The sequence below is a fragment of the Enhygromyxa salina genome (assembly GCF_002994635.1).
In the GTDB taxonomy this organism is placed as follows: Bacteria; Myxococcota_A; Polyangia; order Nannocystales; family Nannocystaceae; genus Plesiocystis; species Plesiocystis salina_B.
The window spans coordinates 123697-148127 of the sequence record NZ_PVNL01000147.1 but is presented as its reverse complement, the minus strand read 5'-3'; the positions used below and the strand labels follow the sequence as shown (position 1 = coordinate 148127).

14 protein-coding genes are annotated in these 24431 nt (G+C 68.4%); 9 read left to right on the top strand and 5 right to left on the bottom strand.

Going from position 1 to position 24431, the window contains the following annotated elements:
- The first annotated feature begins 63 nt into the window (after window positions 1–63).
- The 3 genes from ENSA7_RS40430 to ENSA7_RS40420 all read left to right on the top strand — a co-directional run bounded on the left by ENSA7_RS40430 (window position 64) and on the right by ENSA7_RS40420 (window position 3089).
- Window positions 64–1185 carry an FAD-dependent oxidoreductase gene (locus ENSA7_RS40430; protein WP_106094780.1) on the top strand — a complete coding sequence of 374 codons (1122 nt, stop codon included), beginning with the start codon at window positions 64–66 and terminating at the stop codon, window positions 1183–1185.
- 12 nt (window positions 1186–1197) lie between these two features.
- Window positions 1198–2391 carry a pyridoxal phosphate-dependent aminotransferase gene (locus ENSA7_RS40425; protein ID WP_106094779.1) on the top strand — a complete coding sequence of 398 codons (1194 nt, stop codon included), beginning with the start codon at window positions 1198–1200 and terminating at the stop codon, window positions 2389–2391.
- A gap of 74 nt (window positions 2392–2465) precedes the next feature.
- Window positions 2466–3089 carry a SpoIIAA family protein gene (locus tag ENSA7_RS40420; protein ID WP_146158708.1) on the top strand — a complete coding sequence of 208 codons (624 nt, stop codon included), beginning with the start codon at window positions 2466–2468 and terminating at the stop codon, window positions 3087–3089.
- Between the two features lie 7 nt (window positions 3090–3096).
- Here the strand turns inward: ENSA7_RS40420 and ENSA7_RS40415 are convergent, their stop codons facing one another.
- Both ENSA7_RS40415 and ENSA7_RS40410 read right to left on the bottom strand, forming a co-directional pair.
- Window positions 3097–3612 (bottom strand): endonuclease V, encoded by a 516-nt coding sequence (locus ENSA7_RS40415; RefSeq protein WP_106094896.1) that lies wholly within the window; start codon window positions 3610–3612, stop codon window positions 3097–3099.
- 12 nt (window positions 3613–3624) lie between these two features.
- Complete coding sequence (locus ENSA7_RS40410; protein WP_106094777.1) at window positions 3625–6765, bottom strand: DEAD/DEAH box helicase; 3141 nt, start codon at window positions 6763–6765, stop codon at window positions 3625–3627.
- 208 nt (window positions 6766–6973) lie between these two features.
- Here ENSA7_RS40410 and ENSA7_RS40405 point away from each other — a divergent pair, with 208 nt between their 5' ends.
- Window positions 6974–7942, top strand: a complete 969-nt coding sequence (locus ENSA7_RS40405; protein WP_106094776.1) for an FAD-dependent oxidoreductase — start codon at window positions 6974–6976, stop codon at window positions 7940–7942.
- Between the two features lie 12 nt (window positions 7943–7954).
- Here ENSA7_RS40405 and ENSA7_RS40400 read toward each other — a convergent pair whose 3' ends face one another.
- On the bottom strand, window positions 7955–8548 hold the full coding sequence (locus tag ENSA7_RS40400; protein ID WP_106094775.1) for a hypothetical protein: 594 nt from the start codon (window positions 8546–8548) through the stop codon (window positions 7955–7957).
- Window positions 8549–8612: 64 nt separating this feature from the next.
- On the opposite strand from ENSA7_RS40400, the gene ENSA7_RS40395 reads away from it, so the two are divergent.
- Window positions 8613–10061, top strand: a complete 1449-nt coding sequence (locus tag ENSA7_RS40395) for a monooxygenase (protein WP_106094774.1) — start codon at window positions 8613–8615, stop codon at window positions 10059–10061.
- A gap of 27 nt (window positions 10062–10088) precedes the next feature.
- Here ENSA7_RS40395 and ENSA7_RS40390 read toward each other — a convergent pair whose 3' ends face one another.
- Both ENSA7_RS40390 and ENSA7_RS40385 read right to left on the bottom strand, forming a co-directional pair.
- Window positions 10089–13367, bottom strand: a complete 3279-nt coding sequence (locus ENSA7_RS40390) for an efflux RND transporter permease subunit (RefSeq protein WP_106094773.1) — start codon at window positions 13365–13367, stop codon at window positions 10089–10091.
- 52 nt (window positions 13368–13419) lie between these two features.
- Window positions 13420–15633 carry an RNA-binding domain-containing protein gene (locus ENSA7_RS40385; RefSeq protein WP_106094772.1) on the bottom strand — a complete coding sequence of 738 codons (2214 nt, stop codon included), beginning with the start codon at window positions 15631–15633 and terminating at the stop codon, window positions 13420–13422.
- A 672-nt stretch (window positions 15634–16305) separates the two neighbouring features.
- On the opposite strand from ENSA7_RS40385, the gene ENSA7_RS40375 reads away from it, so the two are divergent.
- The 4 genes from ENSA7_RS40375 to ENSA7_RS40360 are packed head-to-tail and all read left to right on the top strand — an operon-like array spanning window position 16306 to window position 24418.
- Window positions 16306–16965, top strand: a complete 660-nt coding sequence (locus ENSA7_RS40375; RefSeq protein ID WP_106094770.1) for an HAD family hydrolase — start codon at window positions 16306–16308, stop codon at window positions 16963–16965.
- A gap of 10 nt (window positions 16966–16975) precedes the next feature.
- Complete coding sequence (larAH, locus tag ENSA7_RS40370) at window positions 16976–18553, top strand: NPN-dependent hydroxyacid isomerase, LarAH14/15/16 family (RefSeq protein ID WP_106094769.1); 1578 nt, start codon at window positions 16976–16978, stop codon at window positions 18551–18553.
- 7 nt (window positions 18554–18560) lie between these two features.
- Complete coding sequence (locus ENSA7_RS40365; RefSeq protein WP_106094768.1) at window positions 18561–23381, top strand: AMP-binding protein; 4821 nt, start codon at window positions 18561–18563, stop codon at window positions 23379–23381.
- Window positions 23378–24418, top strand: a complete 1041-nt coding sequence (locus ENSA7_RS40360) for an NAD-dependent epimerase/dehydratase family protein (protein WP_244924071.1) — start codon at window positions 23378–23380, stop codon at window positions 24416–24418. The genes ENSA7_RS40365 and ENSA7_RS40360 overlap by 4 nt, the downstream gene beginning before the upstream one ends.
- The last annotated feature ends 13 nt before the right edge of the window (window positions 24419–24431 follow it).

The following is a 24431-nucleotide window of genomic DNA, read 5'->3' as shown; positions in this document are numbered from 1 at the left end:
GCTTGGACGCGGCGCGACATCCGTGCTGCTTCGATGTAGATTCAGACATCTTCCCCGTCTCCGATGCGGAAAGCCAAGGCACCCAAGTTCAAAGCACCCATCGTGATCATCGGAGGTGGTGTCGCTGGGCTCGCGCTCGCCTCCGGCCTGATCCAGCGAGGTGTCGAGGTCAAGATCCTCGATCGCGGCTGGCTCCCGTGGCAGATGGGCATGGGCTTCATCGTGCTGCGCACCGGTCTCGACGCGCTCCACGAGCTGTTTCCACGGGTGCGCTGGGGCGACGTCGGTGCACCAGTGCTGCGCGCGAAGATCATGGACAGCAGCTCCGAGCTGCTCAGCGACACCACGCTCGACGCCTACGCGATCGGTCGCGGCACGCTGCTCAACACCATGCTCGATCAGCTGCCCCCGGGGACCTTGATCGACCACGCGGGCGTGTCCGAATTTCTACGTGGGGCCGACGGTCGGGTCCGCGCGGTCATCTGTGACGACGGCCGGGTCATCCCCTGCTCGATGGTGATCGGCGCCGACGGGCTGCGCTCGGCGACCCGCGAGTTCCTGTATCCCGACGTGCAGCTCGAGGACGTCCGGGTCCGCGAGGTCGTCAGCATCTTCGACGCGCCGCACGTGGCCGAGATCCTCGGCACGACCTTCATCAAGCACTACGATCCCGACGGCGGGTTCGGGGTTGGCATGCTCAACGTCGGCGGCGGTCAGGTCGTGTGGTTCGTGCAGCACGACGCCGATCGCTACGACTGGGCCGGGCTCAGCCCGGGCATGCTGCGCTGGGCGATCTGGGAGAAGGTCTCGCGCTGGCCCGCGCCGATCCCCGCGCTGTGGGCGATGACCAAGTTCACCAAGTCGCACCTGTGGTTCACCCGCGACCTGTACCCCGACTTCGACTACGTCCAGAACAACATCGTGCTGATCGGCGACGCCGCGCACCCGGTGTTGAGCTTCACCAGCCACGGTGCGACCGGAGCGCTCGAGGACGCGGTGTTGCTCGCCCCGCTGCTCGCGGACGCCAAGGACGACGAAGAGCGGGCCAGCTCGGCCGCCGCGTTCGGCATGGTCCGCCGCGACATGTTCGAGCGGATCGTAGTCGAGGGCCGGGAGATCCTCGAGCGCTTCTTGCTGCCGCTGCACAAGCAGCCAAAGGGCGTGATGCTGCCGCTCGTGAAGTAGTAGAGTCGGGTAATGAGTGGACCCGACCCTCGCTTCGCTGATGACGCCGTCAACCTCGAGGTCCTGCGCGAGCGGTCCTTCAACCTGCGCTGGGCCACGCTGCCCGCCGACGTGATCCCGCTGACCGCGGCCGACATCGACTTTCCGGTCGCCCAGGAGATCCGCGAGGCGGTCAAGGCCTGGATCGATCGTGGCTACTTTTCGTATGGACCGGCCGAGGGGCTGCCGGAGTTTCGAGCCGCGGCCGCGACCATGCTGCGGACCCGCAAGGGCCTCGCCAGCGCCAGCGCGGCGCAGGTGCTGGCGACCAACTCGGCAGCCGCGGCGCTGGAGACCGCGGCGCGGTTCATGCTCGCGCCAGGCGACGAGGCGATCATCTCCGATCCCGTCGACTTCCTGTTTCAGCGCTCCGTTCAGGAGGCTGGCGGCACGGCGGTTCGCTGGGCCTGCGACCCGGCCACGGGGGCGGTGGACTTCGAGCAGCTGGCCCGGCTGATCACCCCCCGGACCCGCATGATCGGTCTGTGCAATCCGCTCAACCCCGTCGGCAAGGTCTGGACCACGCCCGAGCTCGAGCAGCTCGCGACGATCGCCGAGCAGCACGACCTGTGGATCCTCAGCGACGAGATCTGGAGCGACATCGTGTACGGCGACGCCCGGCATGTGTCGATCGCCAGCGATCACTTTGGCGTCGGAGGGCGCACGGTCACCGTGACTGGGCTGTCCAAGACCTTCGGGCTCGCGGGCCTGCGGATCGGCCTGCTCCACGCCAGCGACGAGGCGGTCGTAGAGGGCTTGCTGGAGGCGTCTGGGGCCCGATCCACGGCCAACGGCGCCGCGACGATCTCGCAGGCGGCCGCTGTCGCCGCGTGGGAGCAGGGCTGGGACTGGGCCGAGGGGTTCTTGCATCATCTCCACGCCCAGCGTGAATTCGCCGTGCGGCGGCTCCGCGAGATCCCGGGTGTCGAGCTGCGCGCGCCGGACGGTTGCTATGTGTTGTTCCCGTCGATCCGGCAGACCGGGCGCAGCTCGGAGTGGATCGCCGAGCACCTGCTCGAGCACCACCGCGTCGCCGTGGTTCCGGGCGCAGCGCGGTGGTTTGGGCCTGGTGCAGAAGGCCACATCCGGATCAGCTTTGCCACGTCGCGAGCGGTGCTCGAAGAGGGTTTGTCGCGGGTGGCCGCGGGCCTGCAAGCGCTCGCCTGACCACCGGTTTGTCGGGCGGGGCTGGCCCACAATTTGTTGGACGGGGCGCCTGGTGTAGGCAATGCTCGGAAGCGGTGGAGCTACTCGGGGGCGAAGTCAGGGACGCAGACGGATACGTGCTCGTCCGCAACGCGTCGGTGCCCGATGAGCGCCGCGCCCGACAGATCCTCGCCACCGTCGACGAAGCGCTGCGCAAGAGCGGGCACCGAGCCGTGCTGTTCGACACCCGCGAGATGGAGGCGCCGACGGAGTCCGTCAACGCGATCCTGCGCTGGTGGGTCGACGCGGGGCGGCTCCACGACAAGGTCGCCCTGCTGGTCAAGTCGGACCTCAAGCGGATCGCCAGCAACATGCGGGCGCTGTCGGTCGGCGTGAAGATGCGATCGTTTCACGAGCTCGAAGAGGCCGAGCTGTGGCTGCGCAGGCCGGTGCCCCGGGCCCGCCCGGCCACGGGTGTCGACGCCGGGCCCACCCCCGGCCCCACGCCTAGCCCGTTCAAGGGCAGGCTCAACTCCAGGGGTCGCGAGACCGGCACGACGGCTGCCACGGATGCGGGCAGGGAAGCCACCACGAAGACGGGCGAGTCGGGCGCCGCGAGCCGCTGGCGGTCACCGTTGTTGCGGGGCATTGCCTCTGGAAGCAACTCTGGAAACAACTCTGGAAACAACTCTGGAAACAACTCTGGAAACAAGGGCTGAACCGATCTCAGGCGTCACGGCACAGCCGGTCGACCCGCTTGAGCATCGTCGGCAGCCGAAACCGGCCATGCATGCGGCGTAGATCCTCCGCCGCCACGGCCGGCTCGACCCCGAGCGCCGTCACGTACAGCGGTCGCTTGCCCTCGCCGCGCACGACCTCGATCGCGGCCTCGTTCCCGCGAAACGGGCTCTTCGCAACCCCGACCACCGCGACGTCACCCCCGAGCGCCGCGTGCAGGTGCCCGCCGAGCCCCAGGGTGCCCGCCTCGTCCAACACCACATAACCATCGACGACCACCAGGTGGATCCGCTGGACCACCTGCTCGAGCACCGCGAGCACACACGGCAGCTCGCGCCGATAAAACTCGCCCGGGACATACACCGGCACGCTGTCGATTCGATGCACGACCTCGGCGACGGCCTCCGACGCCAGCCAGCTCTGCAGCACCACGCACGCCGCGATCGCAACCGTCGGCTCCCCGTCCGCCGCTTGCCGATAGTCGACGTCGATACACGCGATCATGTCGACCACCGCTCAATCGAGCAGCGCCAGCAGCTCCGCGCGGGTGATCGCGTGGGCCCCAGAGGCGTCCCCGACCGCGGTCTGGGCCAGCTTTCGCTTGCGCTCCTGCAAGCCCAAGATCCGCTCTTCGACGGTGTCCGTCGCGATCAAGCGGTGGACCAACACCGGCTTGTCCTGACCAATCCGGTGGGCCCGATCGGCGGCCTGATCCTCGACGGCCGGATTCCACCACGGATCGAGCAAAAACACGTTGTCCGCCGCGGTCAGGTTCAGGCCAATGCCGCCAGCCTTGAGCGACAGCAGCATCACCGGGGGGCCGCCCGGATCCTGGAACGCATCGACCACGGCCTGGCGATCCCGCGTCGATCCATCGAGCCGCCCAAACGCGATCCCGCGAGCCTGCAGCGGCGGCTCGACGAGATCCAGCAAGCTGGTCCACTGCGAGAACACCAGCGCCTTGTGACCTTCGTCGATCACCTCGTCGAGGGTCTCGAGCAGCAGCAGCAGCTTCGAGCTCGGGGCCAGCGGATCTTTGGCCTTACCCGCGCCCTTGCCCGCCTGGACCGCGCGCCCGCGCCCGCCAGGCAGCAGCGCCGGATGACAGGCGGCCTGGCGCAGCCGCAGCAGCGCCTCGAGCACCTGCAGCACGTTGGCCCCGCTCGACAGGCTCTCGACGACCTGCTCTTGGGTGGCGGCCCGGACCGCGTCGTACGTCCGCCGCTCGTCCGCGCTCAGCTCACAGCGCAGGACCACGTCGGTCCGCGGGGGCAGCTCGGTCGCAACCTCGGACTTGAGCCGACGCAGCACGAACGGCCGGATCCGCCGACGCAGGCGCCCGGCCGCGTCGTCGTCTCCGATCGAGATCGGCTTGACGTAGCGATCGCTGAACTCGCCGCGCCCGCCGAGCAGGCCCGGCTGCAAGAAGTGAAACTGACTCCACAGATCCTCGAGGTGATTCTCGACCGGGGTCCCCGTCAGCGCGACCTTGAAGCTGGCCTGTAGCTTGTAAGCCGCGCGCGCGACCTTGCTGGTTGGATTCTTGATCGCCTGGGCCTCGTCGAGCACCGCGGTGTCCCACACGCGGGCGCCGAGCAGCTCGATGTCGAGCCGCAAGATCGCGTAGGTGGTCAGGACCACGTCGGCCTCGGCGTCAAGCGTTCGGGTTGGCCCGTGGTAGACGCTCGCCCGCAGGCCAGGACGGAAGCGCTCGATCTCGGCCTTCCAGTTGTGCAGCACCGAGGTCGGCGAGACCACCAGGGTCTGGCGCCGCACGCCGTCGTGCACCCCCTTGCGGAGCACACACAGGGTCTGAATGGTCTTGCCCAGGCCCATGTCGTCGGCCAGCAGGCCGCCGAGCTCGACCTCGCGCAGAAACGACAGCCAGTCGACGCCGCGGCGCTGGTAGTCGCGCAGCTCGGCGTCGAGATCAGCGGGCAGCGGCGCGGACGGGATCCGATCGAAGTTGCCGACCAGCGCCGCGAGCCGATCAAACTCGGGCGGCGGGGCTTGATCCAGCGCCTGCGCGAGCGCGGCCAGGTCCAGGATCGCCGCTCGCTTGCCCGTGGTGTCGCGCTCGGCCGCGGTCGCCTCGCGGGCCGCGAGCAGGTCCGCGACGAGGTGGCCGTGCTTGGACATGAAGTCGGTCGGGATCCGACCAAAGCCGCCGCCGAGCAGCGGCGCGAACTCTTCACCGCCGGCCCAGGCTCGGACCACCGCGAGCCCGTCGGCGCGACGCATGCCTCGGCGCACCCGCGACAGCGCCCCGCGGAGATCGTGCGGGTGCTGATCGGTGTCGAGGCTGCCGAACTCGTCGACGTCTTCGTCGTCGAGCGCCGCGTCGCCGCCAACGGGGACCGCGTCGCCGCCAACTGGGACGAAGTACAGCTCGAACGCCCCGTCCTTGCCCAGGATCAGCTTGGGCTCGAGCGGCGCCGCCTCGAAGAAGTCTTCGTGGCCGTCGCCCGCGAGCTCGAGCTCGCTCTGCTCGAGCAGCCGGCCGAGCTCGATCGCCTCGGTCGCGCCCAGGTTCTTGCGCACGCCGGGCTCGAGCTCGAACTTCTCACGCAGCCGCGTGCGCAGCAGCTTCTCGAGTCGCAGATCACGAACCGGCAGGTCGGCGCCTCGCTGGTTGCCCTTGCGCTCGAGCAGCGTCAGACGATCACCGTCGGCCCGCGCGATCGGAGGATCGCCATACACGATCGTCGGCAGCACCTGCAGCGCGTCGCCATCGCGGGCGGTCGTCAGCTGGATCCGCGGTCGGATCTTGACGCTGCCCGGCAGCCGCGGGGTGTCGATCGTGATCGGCAGCTGCTTGCGGAGCTCGGGCAGCAGCTGCCCGACCAGCGTGGCGACGTCGGCGTTGGCGAAGATCTGGCCCTTGCGCAGGGCCTCGAACAGCTCGGGGGCGAGCCCGTGGGCACCGATCGCGTGGAGCGTGCGACCGCGACGGAGCGCGCCGTTCTCGAACAGCTCGTTGATCTCGGGATCCTGCTCGATCCGGGCCACGAACTCGCCGCTCTTGGTCTCGCTCACGCGCAGCCGCAGCCCCGACGACGGCTTGCCGAATTCGACCGGGCGACCCTCGAGCTGCACGTCGGTCACTCGCGACAGATACTCGAGCACGTCCGCCATCAGCTTGGGCGGGATCTTGGCTTTGACCGCGGGCCCAAACCGCTGCTCGAACGCGCGGTCGGACTTGTCGGCGGTGAACGGCGGCGCGCCCGGGACCTTGCCGCGCTCGAGCTTGGCGAGCGAGGCCGGCATCAGCACCTCGCTGGCCTCGCTGACCAGCACCCGCCGCAGCTTGAGCGGGCCCCGACGGCTGCGCAGCCGATAGCCGACGTGGGCGACCGGCGCTCGCTCTTCCCCGGGCAGCGACTGCCCGCGCTTGCGGGCCTCGGCCAGGGCGATCGCCGCCGCCGCGACGTGCTCGCACGCCTCGGTTCGCGCGTCACAGTCGCAGTCCCAGTCGTCGCCGGTCGGCTCGAGCGTGACGGTGTTCGCCGGCAGCCCCGGCACCGACTCGACCCGAAAATCCAGCTCGTCGCCGCGGATCCGCAGCCCGTGCACCTTGCCCGCGCGCGCCGCCTTGACCGCGCGCGACCACTGGGCGGGAGAGCAGCCGTCCCGGACGGTCTGGAGGTAATCCTCCACCAGCGACGGACATAGTCTGGCGCTGCGGCGCGGGCAAATGCGCACTCGACGCCGCCGCCCACGCTCGGGGCTCCTCGCCGGGCATCGCGGACCGTTGGCACCCCCAGATTGGCGCGATACCCGTGATCTGGCTGCGCGGGACAGACTGGCGCGTCTCCAGTAGGCTGCGGCCGTCGGCGAGTGCCCCCGAGAACCCCTCGCAGCGCGCATGAGTACGCCCGAGATCATCGTCATCGGCGGCGGCGTGTCCGGCCTGAGCTGCGCGACCGAGCTCGCCCGAGCCGGTCGCCGCGTGCAGGTGTGGACGGCCACCGCTCCCCAGCAGACCACCTCGAGCGTGGCCGCGGCGTTTTGGTACCCCTACCGCGTCGATCCGATCGAGCGCGTGGGGCCGTGGGCGGCCGTCGGCTACGAGCGCTTCGCGAGCATCGCCAACAACCTGACGCTCGGCCCGAAGGTGGGCGTCTACATGCGCGAGGCGATCGAGCTGTTCACCGAGCCCGTGCCCGATCCGCCGTGGTCGCGCTACGTCGACATGTTTCGCCACGCGACCCCCGAGGAGCTGCCCCCGGGCTACCGCCACGGGATCGTGTTCGAGGCCCCGGTGATCGAGATGCCCGTGTACCTGCCGTGGATGGTCTCGGAGCTGGACCGCTACGGAGTCGAGATCGTGATCCGCCGGGTCGACTCGCTCGCGCCTGCGCTGGACCTCGCGCCGATCGTCGTCAACACCACGGGCCTCGGCGCCCGCGAGCTCGTTGGTGATGCCCGCGTGTACCCGGTCCGCGGGCAGACGGTTCGGCTCCGTCGCGGCGCGCTCGACCGGGTGTTGATCGACGAGCACGGACCCCACGGGATCACCTACGTGATCCCGCGAGGCAGCGACGTGGTGCTCGGTGGCGTCGCCCAAGATCACGTCGAGTCGCTGGCCGAGGATCCCGAGCAGACCGTGGCGATCGTTCAGCGCTGCGCCCGGGTCGAGCCGCGACTGGTCGGCGCGGAGCAGCTCGGCGTCAGCGTGGGGTTGCGGCCGTGTCGGGACGAGGTCCGGCTCGATCACGAGGTCCACGACGGCAAGCTGATCGTCCACAACTACGGGCACGGCGGCTCGGGCGTGACCTTGTCGTGGGGCTGCGCCGAGGACGTTCGGCAGCGCGTGGCCGACCACTGCGGTTGATCCTGCTTCTCACTACTCCTCAGCAAGCAGCTGCTGCAGCGCCCACGTGTTCTGGCCATGGTTGTGCAGATGAAGCACGACCTCCGCCCCAGCCGGCGCGCTGACGGGCGACGTGAACTCCTCCGAGTAGACCTGCGCCTCCCCGGGGATCGCCACGTTGTCCTCCCACACGAGCTGACCATCGATCAAGACCGCGAGGTGAGCAGACGCCGGGGTCGGGGCGACGAGATCGAAGTGGTAGAGCCCCAGTTTCAGTGCTTGGCCAACCTCGAGCGCGACCAGGCTCGGCTGTCGCAGCCCGAGGTAGTTGCAGTTGTTGGTGTCGATCTCGAGCTTCTCGCCCTCGAGGTACCAGCCCGCGGGCCCGCAATCGACCGTGGCCGGGCGGTGATCAGCCAGAGGATCCGCGACGTCGTCGAGCGCCTCCCACAGCCTGTTGTCGACGATCGGCACGAACTCGCTACTTCCACTAGATCCGCTGTCTTCGGTCGGGCCCGCGCTCGCGCTCATGCTCATGCTCATGGAGTCCAGGCTGTCTTCGGCGACCGCGCCTTCACAGCTGACGAGCAACACGAGGCACGCGGACAGGGCCTTGGGCGCCAACACACGCCGAGCATACACGACATGCGTTTGCAGCTAGCCGCTGCGCTGATACCGTGGGCACGTACCCATGCTGCGCCTGAACCGGATCACTCTTGGCTTCGCTCTACTCTCGCTCGCACCGGGCTGCGCCGATGTCCCGAGCGCAGCCGATGGCGACAGCACCGGGACGGACACCGGGGGCGATGGCGATGGCGATGGCGACGGTGACGGGCTCGCGCAAGAGACCACGTGGCACCAGCACATCGCGCCCTTGATGATGGAGAAGTGTGGTCAATGTCACCGCCAAGATGGCATTGGTCCGTTCTCGATGGTCGATTATGAGGCGGCCGCGTCGTGGGCCCCGCTCGCGCTCGAGGCTGTCGAGTCGGGCCAGATGCCGCCGTGGGGCGCGGACGAGACCGAAGAGTGCGTTCCGCGTCACGGCTTCAAGGACGATCCCCGGCTCACCGACGACCAGCTCGCGCTGTTCAATGACTGGATCCTCGACGGCACACCGGAGGGCGACCCGGCCACCGCGGCCCCGATCCCCGAGCTGGCCTCGATCGAGCTCGCCGACGCGGACCTGCGCCTGACGATCCCCGGCGACATCGAGGTCGGCCCCGGGCCCGATAAATTTTTGTGCTTCGTGCTCGACCCCGGGTTCACCGAGACCACGTTCATCGACGCCACGCAGGTCGTGGCCGGCAACGACAAGGTCGTGCACCACGTGCTCGTGTACGTGGACGAGAGCGGCCAGGCCGAGCAACTGGCCGGCGATGACGGGCGCTACGAGTGCTTTGGCGGACCTGGGTTGGGCCAGCCCACGCTGATCAGCGCGTGGGCCCCCGGCGTCCCGCCCAGCCGGATGCCCGAGCAGGTTGCGATGAACGTCGCCGCCGGGGCCAAGATCGTCGTCAACGTTCACTACCACCCCACGGGGGCCGACGAGGTCGACAGCGGGACATCGCTGGATATCCGGTTCGCCAAGGGCGCGCCGCAGTACTTCGGGGAGCTCGCGCTGATCGGTAACTTTGGCGCGCTCGGTGGCGGCATGGGTCTGCAGCCGGGGCCAAACGACTCGGGGTCCAACCCGGAGTTTCGGATCCCCGCTGGGGCCGATGATCACACGGAGACGATGATCTTCGCGCTGCCCAACCAGGTCCCGCCGATCAAGATCTTCTCCACGGGTACCCACATGCACTACGTGGGCACTGACATGCTGATCGGCCTCGATCGGCTCGAGCCGGAAGAGGGGACCGGGATCAAGCAAGAGTGCCTGGTTCAGACCCCGCACTACAGCTTCGAGTGGCAGCGGGGCTACGCGTTCGATGCTCCGCTCGACGAAGTCCCGACCGCGAAGGCGGGCGACTACCTGTACATGCGGTGTTCTTATAACAACAGCATGTCCAACCCCTACGTCGCCGCGGCGCTGGCGGATCAGGGCCTGGACGCGCCGATCGACGTGTACCTGGGCGAAGAGACCCTCGACGAGATGTGCCTCGGGGTGTTTGGGATCGCGTACTCGATCTTCCCCTGAGCACTACCAGGCCAGCGAAGACCGGGCTCAGCGTCCGGTCTTCTTCGCGATCGAGCGCCAGACCTCGCGTGAGGTCCGCGAGAAGTTCTCGACCAGCACATAGGCCGAGGGCAAGAACACCAGCGTCATCACGGTGCTGGTCGCCAGCCCGGCCGCGATGATGATCGCAATCGAGTGATAGTAGACCCCGGCCAGGGTCGGGTGATGAAACAGCATGGGGATCAGCCCGAACACAGTGGTGAACGCCGTCATCAGCACCGGTCGCAGCCGATCCCGCCCAGCCAGGGCCAGCGCCTCGTCACGGCCCACGCCCCGCGCCCGCAATTGCGTGACCTTGTCGATTAGCATGATCCCATTGTTGACGATGATCCCGATCAGGATGAACAGCCCGATCATCGCAATGAGATCGAACGTCGTCGCGGTCGCCCACATCGCCCATGGGGCCCCAAAACAGCCCAACAGCCCGGTCGCCAGGATCGCGCCCGGCTGCAAGAAGCTCTCGAACAGCGAGGCCATGACCGCGTACACCAAGATCAGGCACAGGCCCAGGTTGATCGCGAGCTGGACCATCTCGGCCTCGTCGCGGCCCCAGCGTGTCCGCTCACCAAACGAGTAGCCCTCGGGCAGCACGAAGCCCTGCTTGGCCTGCTCGATCGCGGCGTTGTTGGCCTCCGAGTCCGCCGAGAAGAACCGCACTTTCATGCGCAGCTCGGTCTGCCGATCGACCCGCTGCACCCACCAGGGGCTGCGCGACAGCGCGATCGTCCCGAGCGTGGCCAGCGGGACCTCGCGCGCGCCCCCGGCCGTCGGCTGCGGCAGCGGAATGCGTAGATCCTCGAGATCGCTCAGATCCGGGCCCTCGTCGGCTTGCCCCGCGACCGGGTCCCGCAGCCGCCCCGTCGACAGTCGCAGCTCGACCTCGCCCTCGGGCCCGCGAATGCTGCCCAGCGGCACGCCTTGAAACGCGAGCGAGACCATCTGCGCGACGTCGCTGGCCCGCAGTCCCAACCGTCGCAGCCGATCGATGTCGAGCTGAATGTGCAGCTCCTGGTTACCCTCGTTGAACGGCCCGGTGATCGTGTCGTAACCCCCAGCTTCGGGGTCGTCTGCGCTCCCCTTGGGCAGCCGCTTGGCCAGGTGCGCGGCGAATTTCTCGGACTGCTCGAACAGCGTCGCCATGTCCTCGCCGCGCAGCACGAATTGGACCTCCCGCGGATCCCGGTCTCGCGCCCACCAGCCGTCCCGCTCGCCCACGTGATAGCGGACCCCCGGCTGCTCGGGCAGCGCGTTGGACAGGCGCTGCTTGAAGTCCGACATCTGCTGCTCGGACTCGATCTCGGTGCCCGGAAACGCGTCGCACCAGGCCCCCCAGTCACGGTAGCGGCAGGTCAGCGTGTCGATGCCGAGAGCGTCCTTGTCGTCGAGCAGGGCCTTCTCCGCGACCATGACCCGGGCCTCGACCTCCTCGACGTCGCGGCTGCCGGTCAGCTCGAGCCGGATCGGCATCGAGACCATCTTTTCGTCCATGCCCATGTCGACCTGCATGTTCTTGGCCGGGTACACGGCCGAGACACACATGGTGAGCCCGACGGCCAAGGTGAGCCGCGGGCGCTCGATCGTCCACGTCACAAACCGGGCGTAGAGCCGGGCGACCGGCTCGAGCAGGTAGTTGCGGGTGCTGCGATAGTCCGAGTCCGAGTCCGACTCTGGCGCGGCGGCTCGAAGCCCCTGGCCCAATCGCGGCAGCTTCATCGACATCAACAGCGGCACCGCGAGCTGCGAGACCAGCAAGCTGGCGACCAGCGCGGTCACGAACGTGGCTCCCAGCGGCCGCATGTACGCATACATGTTGCCGCTCCCGCCGCCGCCCACGATCATCGGCAAGAACACGATCACGCTCGACATCGTCGAGGCCACGGTCGCCAGCCCGACCTCGCGCGCGCCCTGCTTGGCCGCCTGGATCCGCGACTCACCCCGCTGCAGGTGCAGCTGGATCGACTCCACGATGACCACCGCGTTGTCGATCAGCATGCCCACGCACAGCACCAGCGCGAGCAGGACAATGCAGTTGAGCTCGCCGCCGCGCAGGAACAGCACGCCGCAGGCCGCGAGCACGCTCAGCGGGATGCACACGGCGGCCGTCACGGTCGTCCGCCACCGGTGCAGGAACCCAAACAGCACGATCACGCCGATCAGGCCGCCATAGATGCCCGTGTCACGCAGATCCCCGAGGGTGCTGAGGATCATCGTGCCTTGATCCTCGAACACCGCCACGTCGATGCCGCCGAGGCTCGGATCCCCGCGCAGGCCATCGACGACCTCGCGGACCTCCGCTGACACGTCGACCGGGCTGGCTCCGGCGTCGGCGAACACCTCGAGGTTGATCGCTGGGCGGCCGTTGAGGCGGCTGCCGCGGCGCTGCTCTTTGGGGTGCATGCCCACCCGCGCGACCTCGCCGACCCGTGCAAAGGACACGTCGGCGCTGGCCGCCTCGCTCGTCGCTTCGGTCTCGTCGAGCGTGAGCGTGTCGGGCTCGAGCTCGGCCGTCGCGGCGCCCCGCTCGACCGGCAGCGCGGCGAAGTGGTCGGCCCGCGCGGGCGCCCCGGGGCTGCGCAGGCCCGTGTCGTACCTGCGCTCGCGCAGACTGCCCAGGCTGCGACCGCGCTGGGTCTGGCGCACGGCGTCGCCGACGTCGCCCAGCGCGATCCCCTGGCTGCGCGCGGCGTCGAGATCCAGCGCGACCTCGAGCTCGTGCGGCTCGACGCCCTCGAGCTCGATCGACGCCACGCCCTCGATGCGCTCGATCGCCCGGACCACGCGGCGCTCGATCAGGTAGTACTCGCCGTCGAGCGCCTTGTCGCTGGCGATCCGCACCCGCATGATCGGCTCGTCCGCGGGCCCCTGCGAGGAGCTCAGCTCGATCGTCTGGATCGTGTCGGGCAGCGACGCGCGCGCCCGATCGATCCGCTCGCGCAGCTCGAGCTTGCGCGCGTCGATGTCGGTGCCGGCCTGAAACTCGAGGTCCATGCGCACGCCCCAGGACCCGCTCGAGACCCGGATCGTGTCGAGCTCGCGGACCCCGGCGATCGCCTCTTCGAGCGGACGGATGACCTCGCGCTCGAGCAACTCCGGCGAGGTCGTCGTCAGGTTCACGCGCACGCGCACGCGCGAGACCGACTCACCGGGCAAGAACGCGAGGGGCAGCTTGGCCATCGCAATGGTCCCGAGCAGGAACACCGCCACCAACAGCATCGCGACCGTGACGGGTCGGGCGAGCGCGAGGTCAGACAGGCTCCAGCTGCGCACGCGGGCAAGTTACCTGGGGTCTCCCGTGAGCGCCAGGCGCCCTCGGTCGCGGTCAGAATCGGAGGTCGTTCAAGGCGCGCGCCGCTTTCCAGTGGTCGGCCAGCGTCGGGTGCTCGAACGAAACGCGACCCTCGCGTTCGACCAACCAGCCCTGGTCGAGGAGCCGCGCGATCGCATGGCGAACCTGGGCCGGGGTGACGTGCTGGTCGAGCAGCGCGGCGCGAAGATCGTCGGGCGAGAGCCCCATGGGCGCGTCGGCGATCTGATCGCACGCGCGCTGCTCCAGGACGTCGAAGAAACTCGCTTGCAGCTGCTCGGTTCGCCGCCGCAGTCCGCTGGGATCGCCGCGCTCCGCGACGAGCTTGTCCAAGAGCTCGGGGACCCGTCGTGGCTCGGCCAGCGTCGGACCGACCAGCACACGATCGACGAGCAAGTGAATGAGGCGAGGAATTCCCGCGCTGGCCTGCTCGATCGCCAGCGCCAGCGCGTCGGCGCGAACCAGGCCCTGCCCAGCCAACAACCGGGCCGCGAGCGACACAGCGTCAGCCGACGAGAGCGGCGGGACGACGAGGGGATCGAAGTGGACCCACCACCACGGGTGGTCGTCTGCGATCAGGCCGAGCGGCGCCGCGACGACCCGCGTGTCGGTGGTCTCGAGCAGCCGCAGGATCGATGATTCATCGACACCATCATCGCCATACGCATCCTGCACGTGGTCGAGCAAGAACACCAGCCGCTCACCCTCCGCTCGCCCTCCGATCAGCTCGTCGACGTAGCGGTCAAAGCTCGCACCGCTGACGCGACTCATGTCGAGGCGATGCCGCCGCTCACCAGTTCGTGGCAGCTCCAGTCCGTTGAGCAAGGAAGAGACCCCACGCCCCGGCGGCGCGAACAGGCACACGCTGCGTCGCTCGAGCCTGCGTTTCACCTGCTCGATCAAGGCCGCACGACCGACGAGCTCGCTCGCGGGTGCCGGCACGCCAACCCGCAACGGCAACGCCTGCGCGCGCGGGAGGTGAGCCGGGTGAACGGGCAATGTCACCTTGAAGTAGCTGCGCGTTTCATCAAACTCGAACTGTGGCGGAGGGTTGCCCGCTCGCTGCATTGCCTGACGAATCTTCTGGAGTCCGCTGCTGCGTGCCTCTGCGAGACCGACATCTTTGAGCAATCGTCCGATGTGCCGATTCCGGGCTGGCACCCGCACGAACTCACCACGCTGGAGTTGCTCGAGCGTGAGGCCCGGCATCGGACCTGGATAGCTGATGATCATCATGCGATCCGGGTGGATGAAGATCTGGATGGGGTCGGGGCTCGCGGGGTCATAGCCACGATGGTGGACCGCGTTGACCAGCGCCTCTTCAATGGCGGGCAGCGGCCACGCTCGGTCGCGGTCGGCCTCGGCTCGATCCTCGTGCTTTCTCTCGAGCGTGGGATTGTGCGCGTTGAGCCAATTGAGCGTCTCGGTGATCAGGTACTGCGGGCGGCCGGCGATCGTGTGCCTGCGGGCCTCGTCGGCGCCCGCCTCGCGCTCCTGAACGATGTCGATCTCGGCGCCCCTGAACCGCCGCTGCGGCTCGCTGGTAAAGAACAACACAGCGGCGTTGAGCGGCGCTTCGTGGCCATTGACCCGCTGCAGCAAGTCCATGCCCCGAAGCTTGTCCTCGAGCGTGTAGGAGTCGCCGACGAGGCCGCTCCTGGCCTGCCTGAGGAAGTGCTCGACGACGTCGCTGTCGAGGTCACTCGCCGTGAGCTCGCGGCACGGTTGCGCGTCGAACGGGATCCGCACGACGACCTCGTCGAGCTGTCGACGCAGCTCGCCGACGGCCTTCTTGGTCTCGCAACCCACGCGCACCCACGCCAGCCGCGGTCCTTTTCCAAGCCGCTCTGGCGCCAAATAGGGGCGGTTGTACCCGGTGGGGCAGCGGACCACGACGACGTGGCGCCCATCGACTTCGTCGAAGTAGATCTGCGGGACGTACTCCGGGTCGATCCACCCCCTGACCTGCCCCAGGAGCTCCTTGCTCACCCGCTCGAGCGAATTGGGCGAGAGCCTCTTGGGCGGCAGGACGGCCTCTCCGCCCTCGTCCTCGACACCCAGGACGACATAGCCGCCGTCGTGATTGAGCAGGTCGTTGGCGAACGCGCAGATCGTCTTGATGATGGCCGGCTTGGTCTGCTCGTCCCAGCCAGCCTTGAACTCGAGGCGAGACGACTCGATGCGCCGCTCCTCGAGCAGGGTCTTGGCAGAGACGAACGGCGCGGGCACACGCCAAGCCTACCCGGCGGGCCCGAGGTCCACCACCGCCGTCTCCTCGCCTGGCGAGTCAGGCTTGCCCGCTCGCCACTTCGGCCTCGTCGAGTGAGCGCATGTCAAGCTCGCGCTCGCCGGACGCAGCGCCACGCTCGATCTAGAGGCTCCGTCCGTGGTCGTGAGCTGCGGTACGGGTGACGCCGACTGACTGGGCGTCGGTTGTCGTGTGTCGACGGCGCGCTACGATCGATCAATGGCGTTGCTGCTGGTTCCACTCTTCATGCCCCTCTTGTTGCTAGGGTGGATTCTGACGCCACGCGAAGAACGGGAGCTCCGACTCCTGGAGTCCCGTCGCGAACAAGCCTTCGCCCGCAGCTGGGGAGTCCTGTACGGCCGCGTGCCTCCGCTGAACTTGCGCGAAGGGACGAGCTCGCCAGAGACTCGGCAGTCCTTGTGAACGACCGTCACGCAAGCGACTCCGCGCATTGTGCGAGGAGACCCGTGTTTCAGGGCCTCACGCACCGCGCAGTAGAGTTCGCACCCGCTCAGGCCGGCGCGCACTAGACCCAAGCTCGCAACCGGGGTAACCAGCCGCACTCGAATGGATCTGTCGGGAATTCACGCAAGCGCGTGATCACGGCAGCATCCCGGGCGCACACGACCCGTGCACGCCGACGAGGTCCCCCCATGACCGCGAGCTACTTCGACGTCGACGGAACCCTGGTCAGCAGCAACCTGATGCACACGGCCGTCTGGTACATGGCCAACGACATCAACCCGCTGCGCTCGGCCAAGCAGCTCGGCCGGCTACTTCTGCGCGCGCCAAAGTTGCTGGTCGCAGAGCTGACCGATCGCCGGGCCTTCAACGAGCTGCTGTTCGAGGCGTTTCGCGGCACCACCGAGGACCGCCTGCACGTGCTCGCCGACGAGGCGTTCGAGTGGTGCATGCGGGCCAACATCTACGCGGGCGCCCGGGACATCGTGACCCGCGCCAAGGATCTCGGGCACGAGGTCGTGTTCGTGTCTGGCGCGCTCGACTTCTTGCTGGCCCGCCTCGCGACCGAGCTGGGCGCGGATCACTACGTCGGCAACCGGCTCGAGATCCACGACGGCCGCGCGACCGGGAAGCTGCTGCGCCCGGTCGTGGCTGGGCCCAACAAGTCGCGGCTGATCGCCAACCACGCCCGCGATCACGGCCACGAGCTGGCCGAGTGCTTTGGCTACTCCGACTCCTACTCCGACGTGCCGATGCTCTCGGTCGTCGGTCGTCCCGCGGTGATCAACCCCGATCCCAAGCTGTTGCGTCTGGCCCGTACCTACCAGTGGCCGATCATCGAGCTCACCTGAGACACCTTTCATGACCAGCCCGAACATCGTCTACCTCGACAAGCACAGCGCTCCGCGCGTGCAGTTTAGCGGTGACAACCTGATCGAGGTCGACCTCCCGGTCGGCACGCGCTGCATCTACCCCAAGCCGCCGCTCGAGCCGATCAAGGATCTCGACGCCGCGATCCGCTACGCGATCACCCACCCGTACGGCTGCGAGCCGCTCTACGCCAAGCTGCGTCCGGGCATGAAGGTCGTGATCGCGCTCGACGACATCTCGCTGCCGCTGCCGCCGATGCGGACCCCCGACGCGCGCGAGCGGGTGCTCACGATCGTGCTCGAGATGCTCGCCGATCACGGGGTCGAGGACATCGAGCTGATCATCGCGCTCGCCTACCACCGGCGCCTGAGCGACGCCGAGGTCGAGCGCATGGTCGGCAAGAGGATCTTCGATCGGTTCTGGCCCGACCGCCTGTACCACCACGACGCCGAGGACGCCGACGCGATGCTCGAGCTCGGGACCACGCCCGAGGGCGACGTCGTCGAGCTCAGCCGCGCGGCCGTCGAGGCCGACCTGGTGATCTACTGCAACATCAACCTGGTCCCGATGGACGGCGGCCACAAGTCGGTGGGCGTGGGCCTGTGCGGCGGCAAGACCCTGGCCGCCCACCACAACCCCTTCGTCACGCGTGAGACCGCCAGCTACATGCAGCCGGAGAAGTCCCACATGCAGGGGATCTTCGACCGCATCGGGCGGCTGGTCAACGAGAAGGTCGACATCTTCCACATCGAGACCACGCTCAACAACCGGATGTTCGACCGGAACCTGGACTTCCTGGGCAAGAACCCAGACGAGTACACGACCCGCGAGAAGCTGGCCCTGCGCGCGGTGTTGTTCGCGCTCGACAAGTGCCCAACCGGTCTCCGTGAAGAGATCTTCACCCGCTACCCGGCGCCCTACGGCGTGACCGGGGTGTTCGCTGGCGCGACCGAGCCGACCCACAAGCGCACGATCGCGAAGTGCTACGAGCAGTACTGCGTGGAAGTCGATGGCCAGGCCGACATCCAGGTCACCGGGATCCCGTACATCTCGCCCTACAACGTGCACGCGTTCTTGAACCCGCTGCTGGTCCAGGTCATGGCCCAGGGCTACCTGCACAACCTGCACCGCAACAAGCCGCTGCTCAAGCAGGGCGGCACGCTGATCATCACGCACCCGTGCAGCGATCGCTTCGATCACGATCAGCACGCCAGCTACGTGGAGTTCTTCCACAAGCTGCTGCCCCAGACCCGCGACGCGATCGAGCTGCACAAGCGGTTCGAGAAGGAGTTCTCGCGCAACCCCGCGTACATCCGCATGTACCGGACCGGCATCGCCTACCACCCCAACCACCCGTTTTACATGTGGTACTGGGGCGAGCGCGGGCGGGCGTGGCAGGGGCGGTGCATCGTCGTGGGCGCGGACAACGAGTACGTGCCGGAGATCCTTGGCTACGAGACCGCCCCGAACATGACCGAGGCGATCCGCATGGCCAAGGAGACCGCGCCTCGCGACCCGCAGATCACCAGCATCAACTTTGCACCGATCATGATGACCGACGTGCGCTGAGGCGATCATGAGCGAGCAACAAACCAACGCTGAACTCGCCCTCGCCTCGGGCGAAGCCACGGAGCGCGGTCCCCTGGACGTCGAGGCCACCCTCGCGGGCAAGAACCTGATCGTGATCGGCACGACCGGGTTCCTGGGCAAGGTCTGGCTGGCGATGCTGCTGCATCGCTACCCCAACGTCGGGACGATCTACACGGTGGTGCGCTCGCGCAAGACCGTGACCTCGGACGAGCGCTGGTGGTCCGAGATCGTGCCGTCGCCCGTGTTCGATCCGCTCCGCGAGCAGCACGGCAACCTCGACGCGTGGATCAAGACCAAGGTGGTCGCGATCGACGGCGACGTGACCCGTGATCTGCTCGGCGTCGATCCAGCGCTGGTCAGCGAGCTCGCGGCCGCCAGCGGCACCGCCAAGCAGATCCACGCGATCGTCAACGTCGCCGGCGTGGTCGACTTCAACCCGCCGCTCGACGAGGCGCTCAACGTCAACGCCTACGGTGCCCGCCACCTGATCGCGCTGGCCCGGGCGCTCGGCGACGTGCCGATCATGCACACCAGCACCTGCTTCGTGGTCGGCTGCCGCGACGGCGTGACCGAGGAGCGCAACACCCTCGAGTTCCCGTTCCCGCGCGCCGACGAGCTCGACGTCGGTCACTGGTCGGCCGAGCGCGAGATCCAAGAGTGCGGTGACCTCGTCGCGTCGACCCGACGCCGGGCCGAGGACGCGCCCCGCCAGTCGCACTTGCTCGACGAGGCCAAGCGCAACCTGCGAGACCGGCACGAGCCCCTGCGTGGGGCCGCGCTCGACGACGAGCTCGATCGGGTCAAGCGTCGCTTCGTCCGCGAGCGGCTGATCGCCGCGGGCGCCGAGCGGGCGACCTTCTGGGGCTGGCCCAACATCTACACCTACACCAAGAGCATCGGTGAGCAGGTGCTGTTGGCGTCGGGGCTGCCGCTGACGATCGTGCGGCCGTCGATCGTCGAGTCGGCCACCAGCTTCCCCAAGGTCGGCTGGTGCGAGGGCATCTCCACGTCCACGCCGATCATGTATCTGACCTATCAGGGTCAGCAGAACATCCCGGTTGGCGAGCACTGCTACTACGACGCGATCCCGGTCGACATGTGCTCGGCCGGCATGATCGGCGCGCTCGCGGCCTTGCTCGCCGAGCGCCACGAGGTCTGCTACCAGCTGTGCACGTCCGACGCGAACCCGCTCAAGACTCGCCGCGCGGGTGAGCTGATCGGCCTGGCCAAGCGCCGGTACTACAACCGCCGGACCAAGGGCAACCCGATCGTCAACATGCTGCAGGCCCACACCGAGCCTGCGATCGTCCCGATCGAGCACTACCAGCGCTGGTCCTCGCCGCAGCTGCGCAAGCGCAGCGAGCAAGTCGCGAGCTTGCTCGGCCGCTTCACCGACACCCCGAGCGCCCGCTACACCGAGCCGCTGCGCAAGCAGGCCGCGAGCCTGGCCAAGACGGCGACCAACATCGAGGCGGTGTTCGAGGCCTTCATTCCGTTCATCACGGCCAACGAGTATCGGTTCTCGGCCAAGAACACGCGGGCTCTGATGAAGAGCCTGAGCCCGGCCGACCAGGCCAAGCTGGCGTGGAACCCCGAGGACATCGACTGGCGCGAGTACTGGCTCGAGGTCCACCACAAGGGCGTCGAGGAGTTCTCGATCCCGCTGCTCGAAGACAGGCTGCGCAAAGAGACCAAGGCCCTGCGGCGCCACGACAACCTGGTCGCGATGCTGCTGGATCTGTGTGAGCGGCACGAGCACGCCCTCGCGTTTCAGCGGCTCGAGGGCGACCCGCCCCAGCTCACCCGGATCACCTACCGCGACCTCGAGCGGCGCTCGGCCGCGGTCGCCCAGCGGCTGTGGGCGGCCGGCGTGCGCAAGGGTGATCGCGTCGCGCTCAGCGGCCGCAACCACCCGTCGTGGGGCATCGTCTACTTTGGGATCCTGCGCTGCGGCGCGGCGGCGGTCCCGGTCGACAAGGACTTCGAGGCGCTGTCGCTGGCCACGGTGCTGCGCAAGTCCAAGGCCAAGGTCGCGGTGTTCGACGAGCACGTGGTCAGCCTCGCCAACCAAGACGAGCTGTGCCCGCGCTGGGATCTCTACGAGACCGCCGCGGCCACCCACCCCGACAACGATCCCGAGCCGGTCGCCCCGGACGTGGAGATCAGCGACGACGACCTCGCGAGCGTGCTCTACACCTCGGGCACCACGGGTGATCCGAAGGGGGTGATGCTCACGCACGCCAACTTCACCGCGCTGATCGCCGCGCTCGCGCCGTTGTTCCCGCTCGCGCACGACGACCGGGTGCTGTCGGTGCTGCCGCTGCATCACACCTTCGAATTCACCTGCGGCATGCTGCTGCCGCTGTCTCGCGGCGCGCGGGTCATCTACCTCGACGAGATCAACGGCGATCGCATGATCGACGGCCTCGCGCTGGGTCAGGTCACCGCGATGATCGGCGTGCCCGCGCTGTGGGAGCTGATCGAGCGGCGGATCCTCAACGAGGTCCGCGAGCGCGGCAAGCTGACCGAGAAGCTGTTCGACTTCACCCTCGACCTCAACCGCAACATCGGCAAGACGCTGGGCGTCGACCTTGGCCGGGTGCTGTTTGGGCCGATCCATCAGCAATTGGGCGGCAACCTCAAGTACCTGGTGTCGGGCGCCGCGGCGCTGCCCAAGGACGTGCACCGGACCTTTCAGGGCCTCGGGCTGCACCTCGCCGAGGGCTACGGCCTGACCGAGGCCGCGCCGGTGCTGACGCTGTCGAAGGCCTCGGCTCGCAACAAGGGCGGCAACGTCGGCAAGGCGATCCCCGGGGTCGACATCAAGATCGACAACCCCAACGACGAGGGCGTCGGCGAGGTGCTCGCGCGCGGTCCCAACGTCATGGTTGGCTACGAGAGCGACGCCGAGGCGACCCAGCAGGCGCTCGAAGACGGCTGGCTGCGCACGGGCGACCTCGGCAAGCTCGACAACAAGTCGCAGCTCAAGATCGTCGGTCGGTCCAAAGAGGTGATCCTCTCGGCCTCGGGCGAGAACGTGTACCCCGACGACGTCGAGGTCATGCTCGGGCTGCCCAAGTTCATCAAGGAGCTGTCGATCGTCGGGATCCCCGATCGCGACAAAGACGGAGCCGAGCGCGTCGCCGTGCTCGCGGTCCCCGACTACGCCAACCGCGGGCTCGATCAAGACAACGACCAGAAGGTCGATCGCGCCGACCGCCGCCGCGAGGCCGAGTTCGAGCTGCGCAAGGACATCGCCGCGCTGCCCCGCCACATGCGGCCCACGGTGATCCACTTCACCGACGTCGAGCTGCCGCGCACGGCCACCCGCAAGGTCACCCGCAAGCGCGTGCAGGAGATCCTCGAGACCCTGCGCGAGGCCTCCGAAGCGGTGGCGGCCGCCAAGGCTTCGGCGACCAACGGGGATCGGGTCGGCTTCGTGCGCAGCGCGATCGCGTCGATCGCCAAGAAGAAGCCCGAGGACCTGCTCGACAGCCATGATCTGCAAAATGATCTCGGCTTCGACTCGCTGATGGTCGTCGAGCTGACCTCGACGCTCGAGGCCGCCTCGCCGCGGCTGTCGAGCGTGGATCTGTCGGCGTTGCGCACGGTCGCGCAGCTCGAGGACGCCGCCCGGGCCGCCGAGGGTCGCAAGATCGAGCCCTCGAAGACCCGCAAGATCGAGCGCGACGACGAAGACCTGTATGTCCCGGAGTTCATCCGGGATCCGGCCAAGGCCGCGCTGACCGTCGGGCAGCTGTCGTTCTACGACCGCTTCATGCAGGTCGAGGTCAGCGGCAAGGCCAACATCCCCTACAACCGCCACACGCTGGTGGTCGCCAACCACGCCTCGCACCTCGACATGGGCCTGGCCAAGTACGCGCTCGGCAGCTACGGGCAAGAGCTGGTCGCGCTCGCCGCTGAAGATTATTTCTTCAAGAACAAGTGGATGCGGGCGTACTTCGAGAACTTCACCAACATGGCCGCGCTCGATCGGCGCTCCGGCCTGCGCAAGGCGATTGAGCAGGCCGGTGAGCACATCGAGCGCGGGCGCACGGTGTTGATCTTCCCCGAGGGCAGCCGCAGCACCGACGGCGTGATGCGGGAGTTCATGCCGCTGATCGGCCACCTGGTGCTCAACTACAAGGTCGACGTGCTGCCGCTGTGGCTCGGCGGCACCCACAAGGCGCTGCCCAAGGGCGTCAAGGTCCCGATCCCGCGTCAGCGCAAGGTCGACGTCCGGATCGGGCCGCCGCTCAACCTCGAGCAGCTCGAGCAGCGCGTCGCCGGCATGAAGCGCTCGGACGCGTACCGCGAGGTCGCGCGCCTGAGTCACAACGCCGTCGCGGCCCTGCGCGACGGGTGGCAGCTGGACCTCGAGCGGGAGGCGCTCGACGCCGCCGCCGGCCAGGCTGACGGGTCCAAGACCACGAGCAAGTCCAGCGTCGCCGCGCGACCGGGCGGCACCTCGCCGCGGCCGGGGGTCTCGGGCATCAAGGTGTTGTTCGAGCACCTCGAGGGCCGGTTCGTGCCCGGGGCGATCGACAAGCCAACCAGCTTCTACTTCTCGCTGGGCAGCGCCAGCGACGGCAAGTGGACGCTCGCGCTCAGCCCGACCGCCGCGAGCTTCAGCCCGGGTCGGCCCGAGGGCGGCAGCGCCGACTGTGTGCTCAAGACCTCCGTCGAGATCTTCGAGAAGATCGTGCGCGAGAGCTACACCCCCTCGGTCGCGGAATTCATGGCCGGCAAGGTCAAGAGCAACGACATCGCGTTGCTGCAGGTCTTTCAAAAGGCGTTCGATCTGTGACTGAAGTAGCGAGCGATACCCAAGCCATCTTGGTCACCGGGGCGACCGGGTTTCTGGGCGCCCACGTGGTCGCGGCGCTGCGCGAGCAGGGCAGGTCGGTGGTCGCGTTGGTTCGCAACCCCGACGCCGCGGGGGCCAAGCGCGTCGCCGCGCTCGGGGCCACGCTCGCAACCGGCGACGTGCTCGATGTCGACAGCATCGAGGCCGCGGCCGCCGGCTGCTCGGCGGTGCTGCACTGCGCTGGCAAGGTCTCGCGGGACGGCGCCGACGCGGTGCTCATGACCAAGGTCAACGTCGGCGGGGTCGGCAACGTGCTCGCGGCGTGCAAGCGCGCGGGCGTGAAGCGGGCCGTGATCGCCAGCACCAGCGGGACACTCGGGGTCAGCACCGACCCAGACGCGATCGCCGACGAGACCACCCCCGCGCCGCTCGAGCTGATCAACAAGTGGCCCTACTACCGCAGCAAGTACTACGGCGAGCAGGTCGCCCTCGAGCATGACGGCGCGGACTTCGAGGTCGTGATCGTCAATCCGGCCCTGTTGCTGGGGCCGGGGGATCACCAGGGCAGCTCGACCGAGGACGTTCGCCGCGCGCTCGAGCAGCGCACGCCGGTCGTGCCCGCGGGTGGGTACACCTTCGTGGACGCCCGTGACGCGGCGGAGGGCATGATCCTCGCGCTCGACAAGGGCCGCGCCGGGCAGCGTTACTTGCTGGTCTCCTGCAATTGTCCGATCCGCACATTTTACTCGCGGATCGCCCGGGTCGCCGGGCTCGACGGCAGCGTGTTCGCGCTGCCCGATCACCAGCTGGTCGAGCGGGCGACGCGATGGCTGGTCCGCCGCGCCCACGAGGTGCTCGGCGAGGACGACGCGCTGCCCGATGCGATCAGCATCGAGATGGCTCAACATTACTGGTACGTTGACTCGACCCTGGCCGAGAACGAGCTCGGCTGGCGGGCCCGCGACCCGATGATCACCCTCGCCGACACCGTCGCGGATCTGCGCGAGCGCGGGGTGGTCATGATGCGAGCCACCTGACCGGACAGCCCAC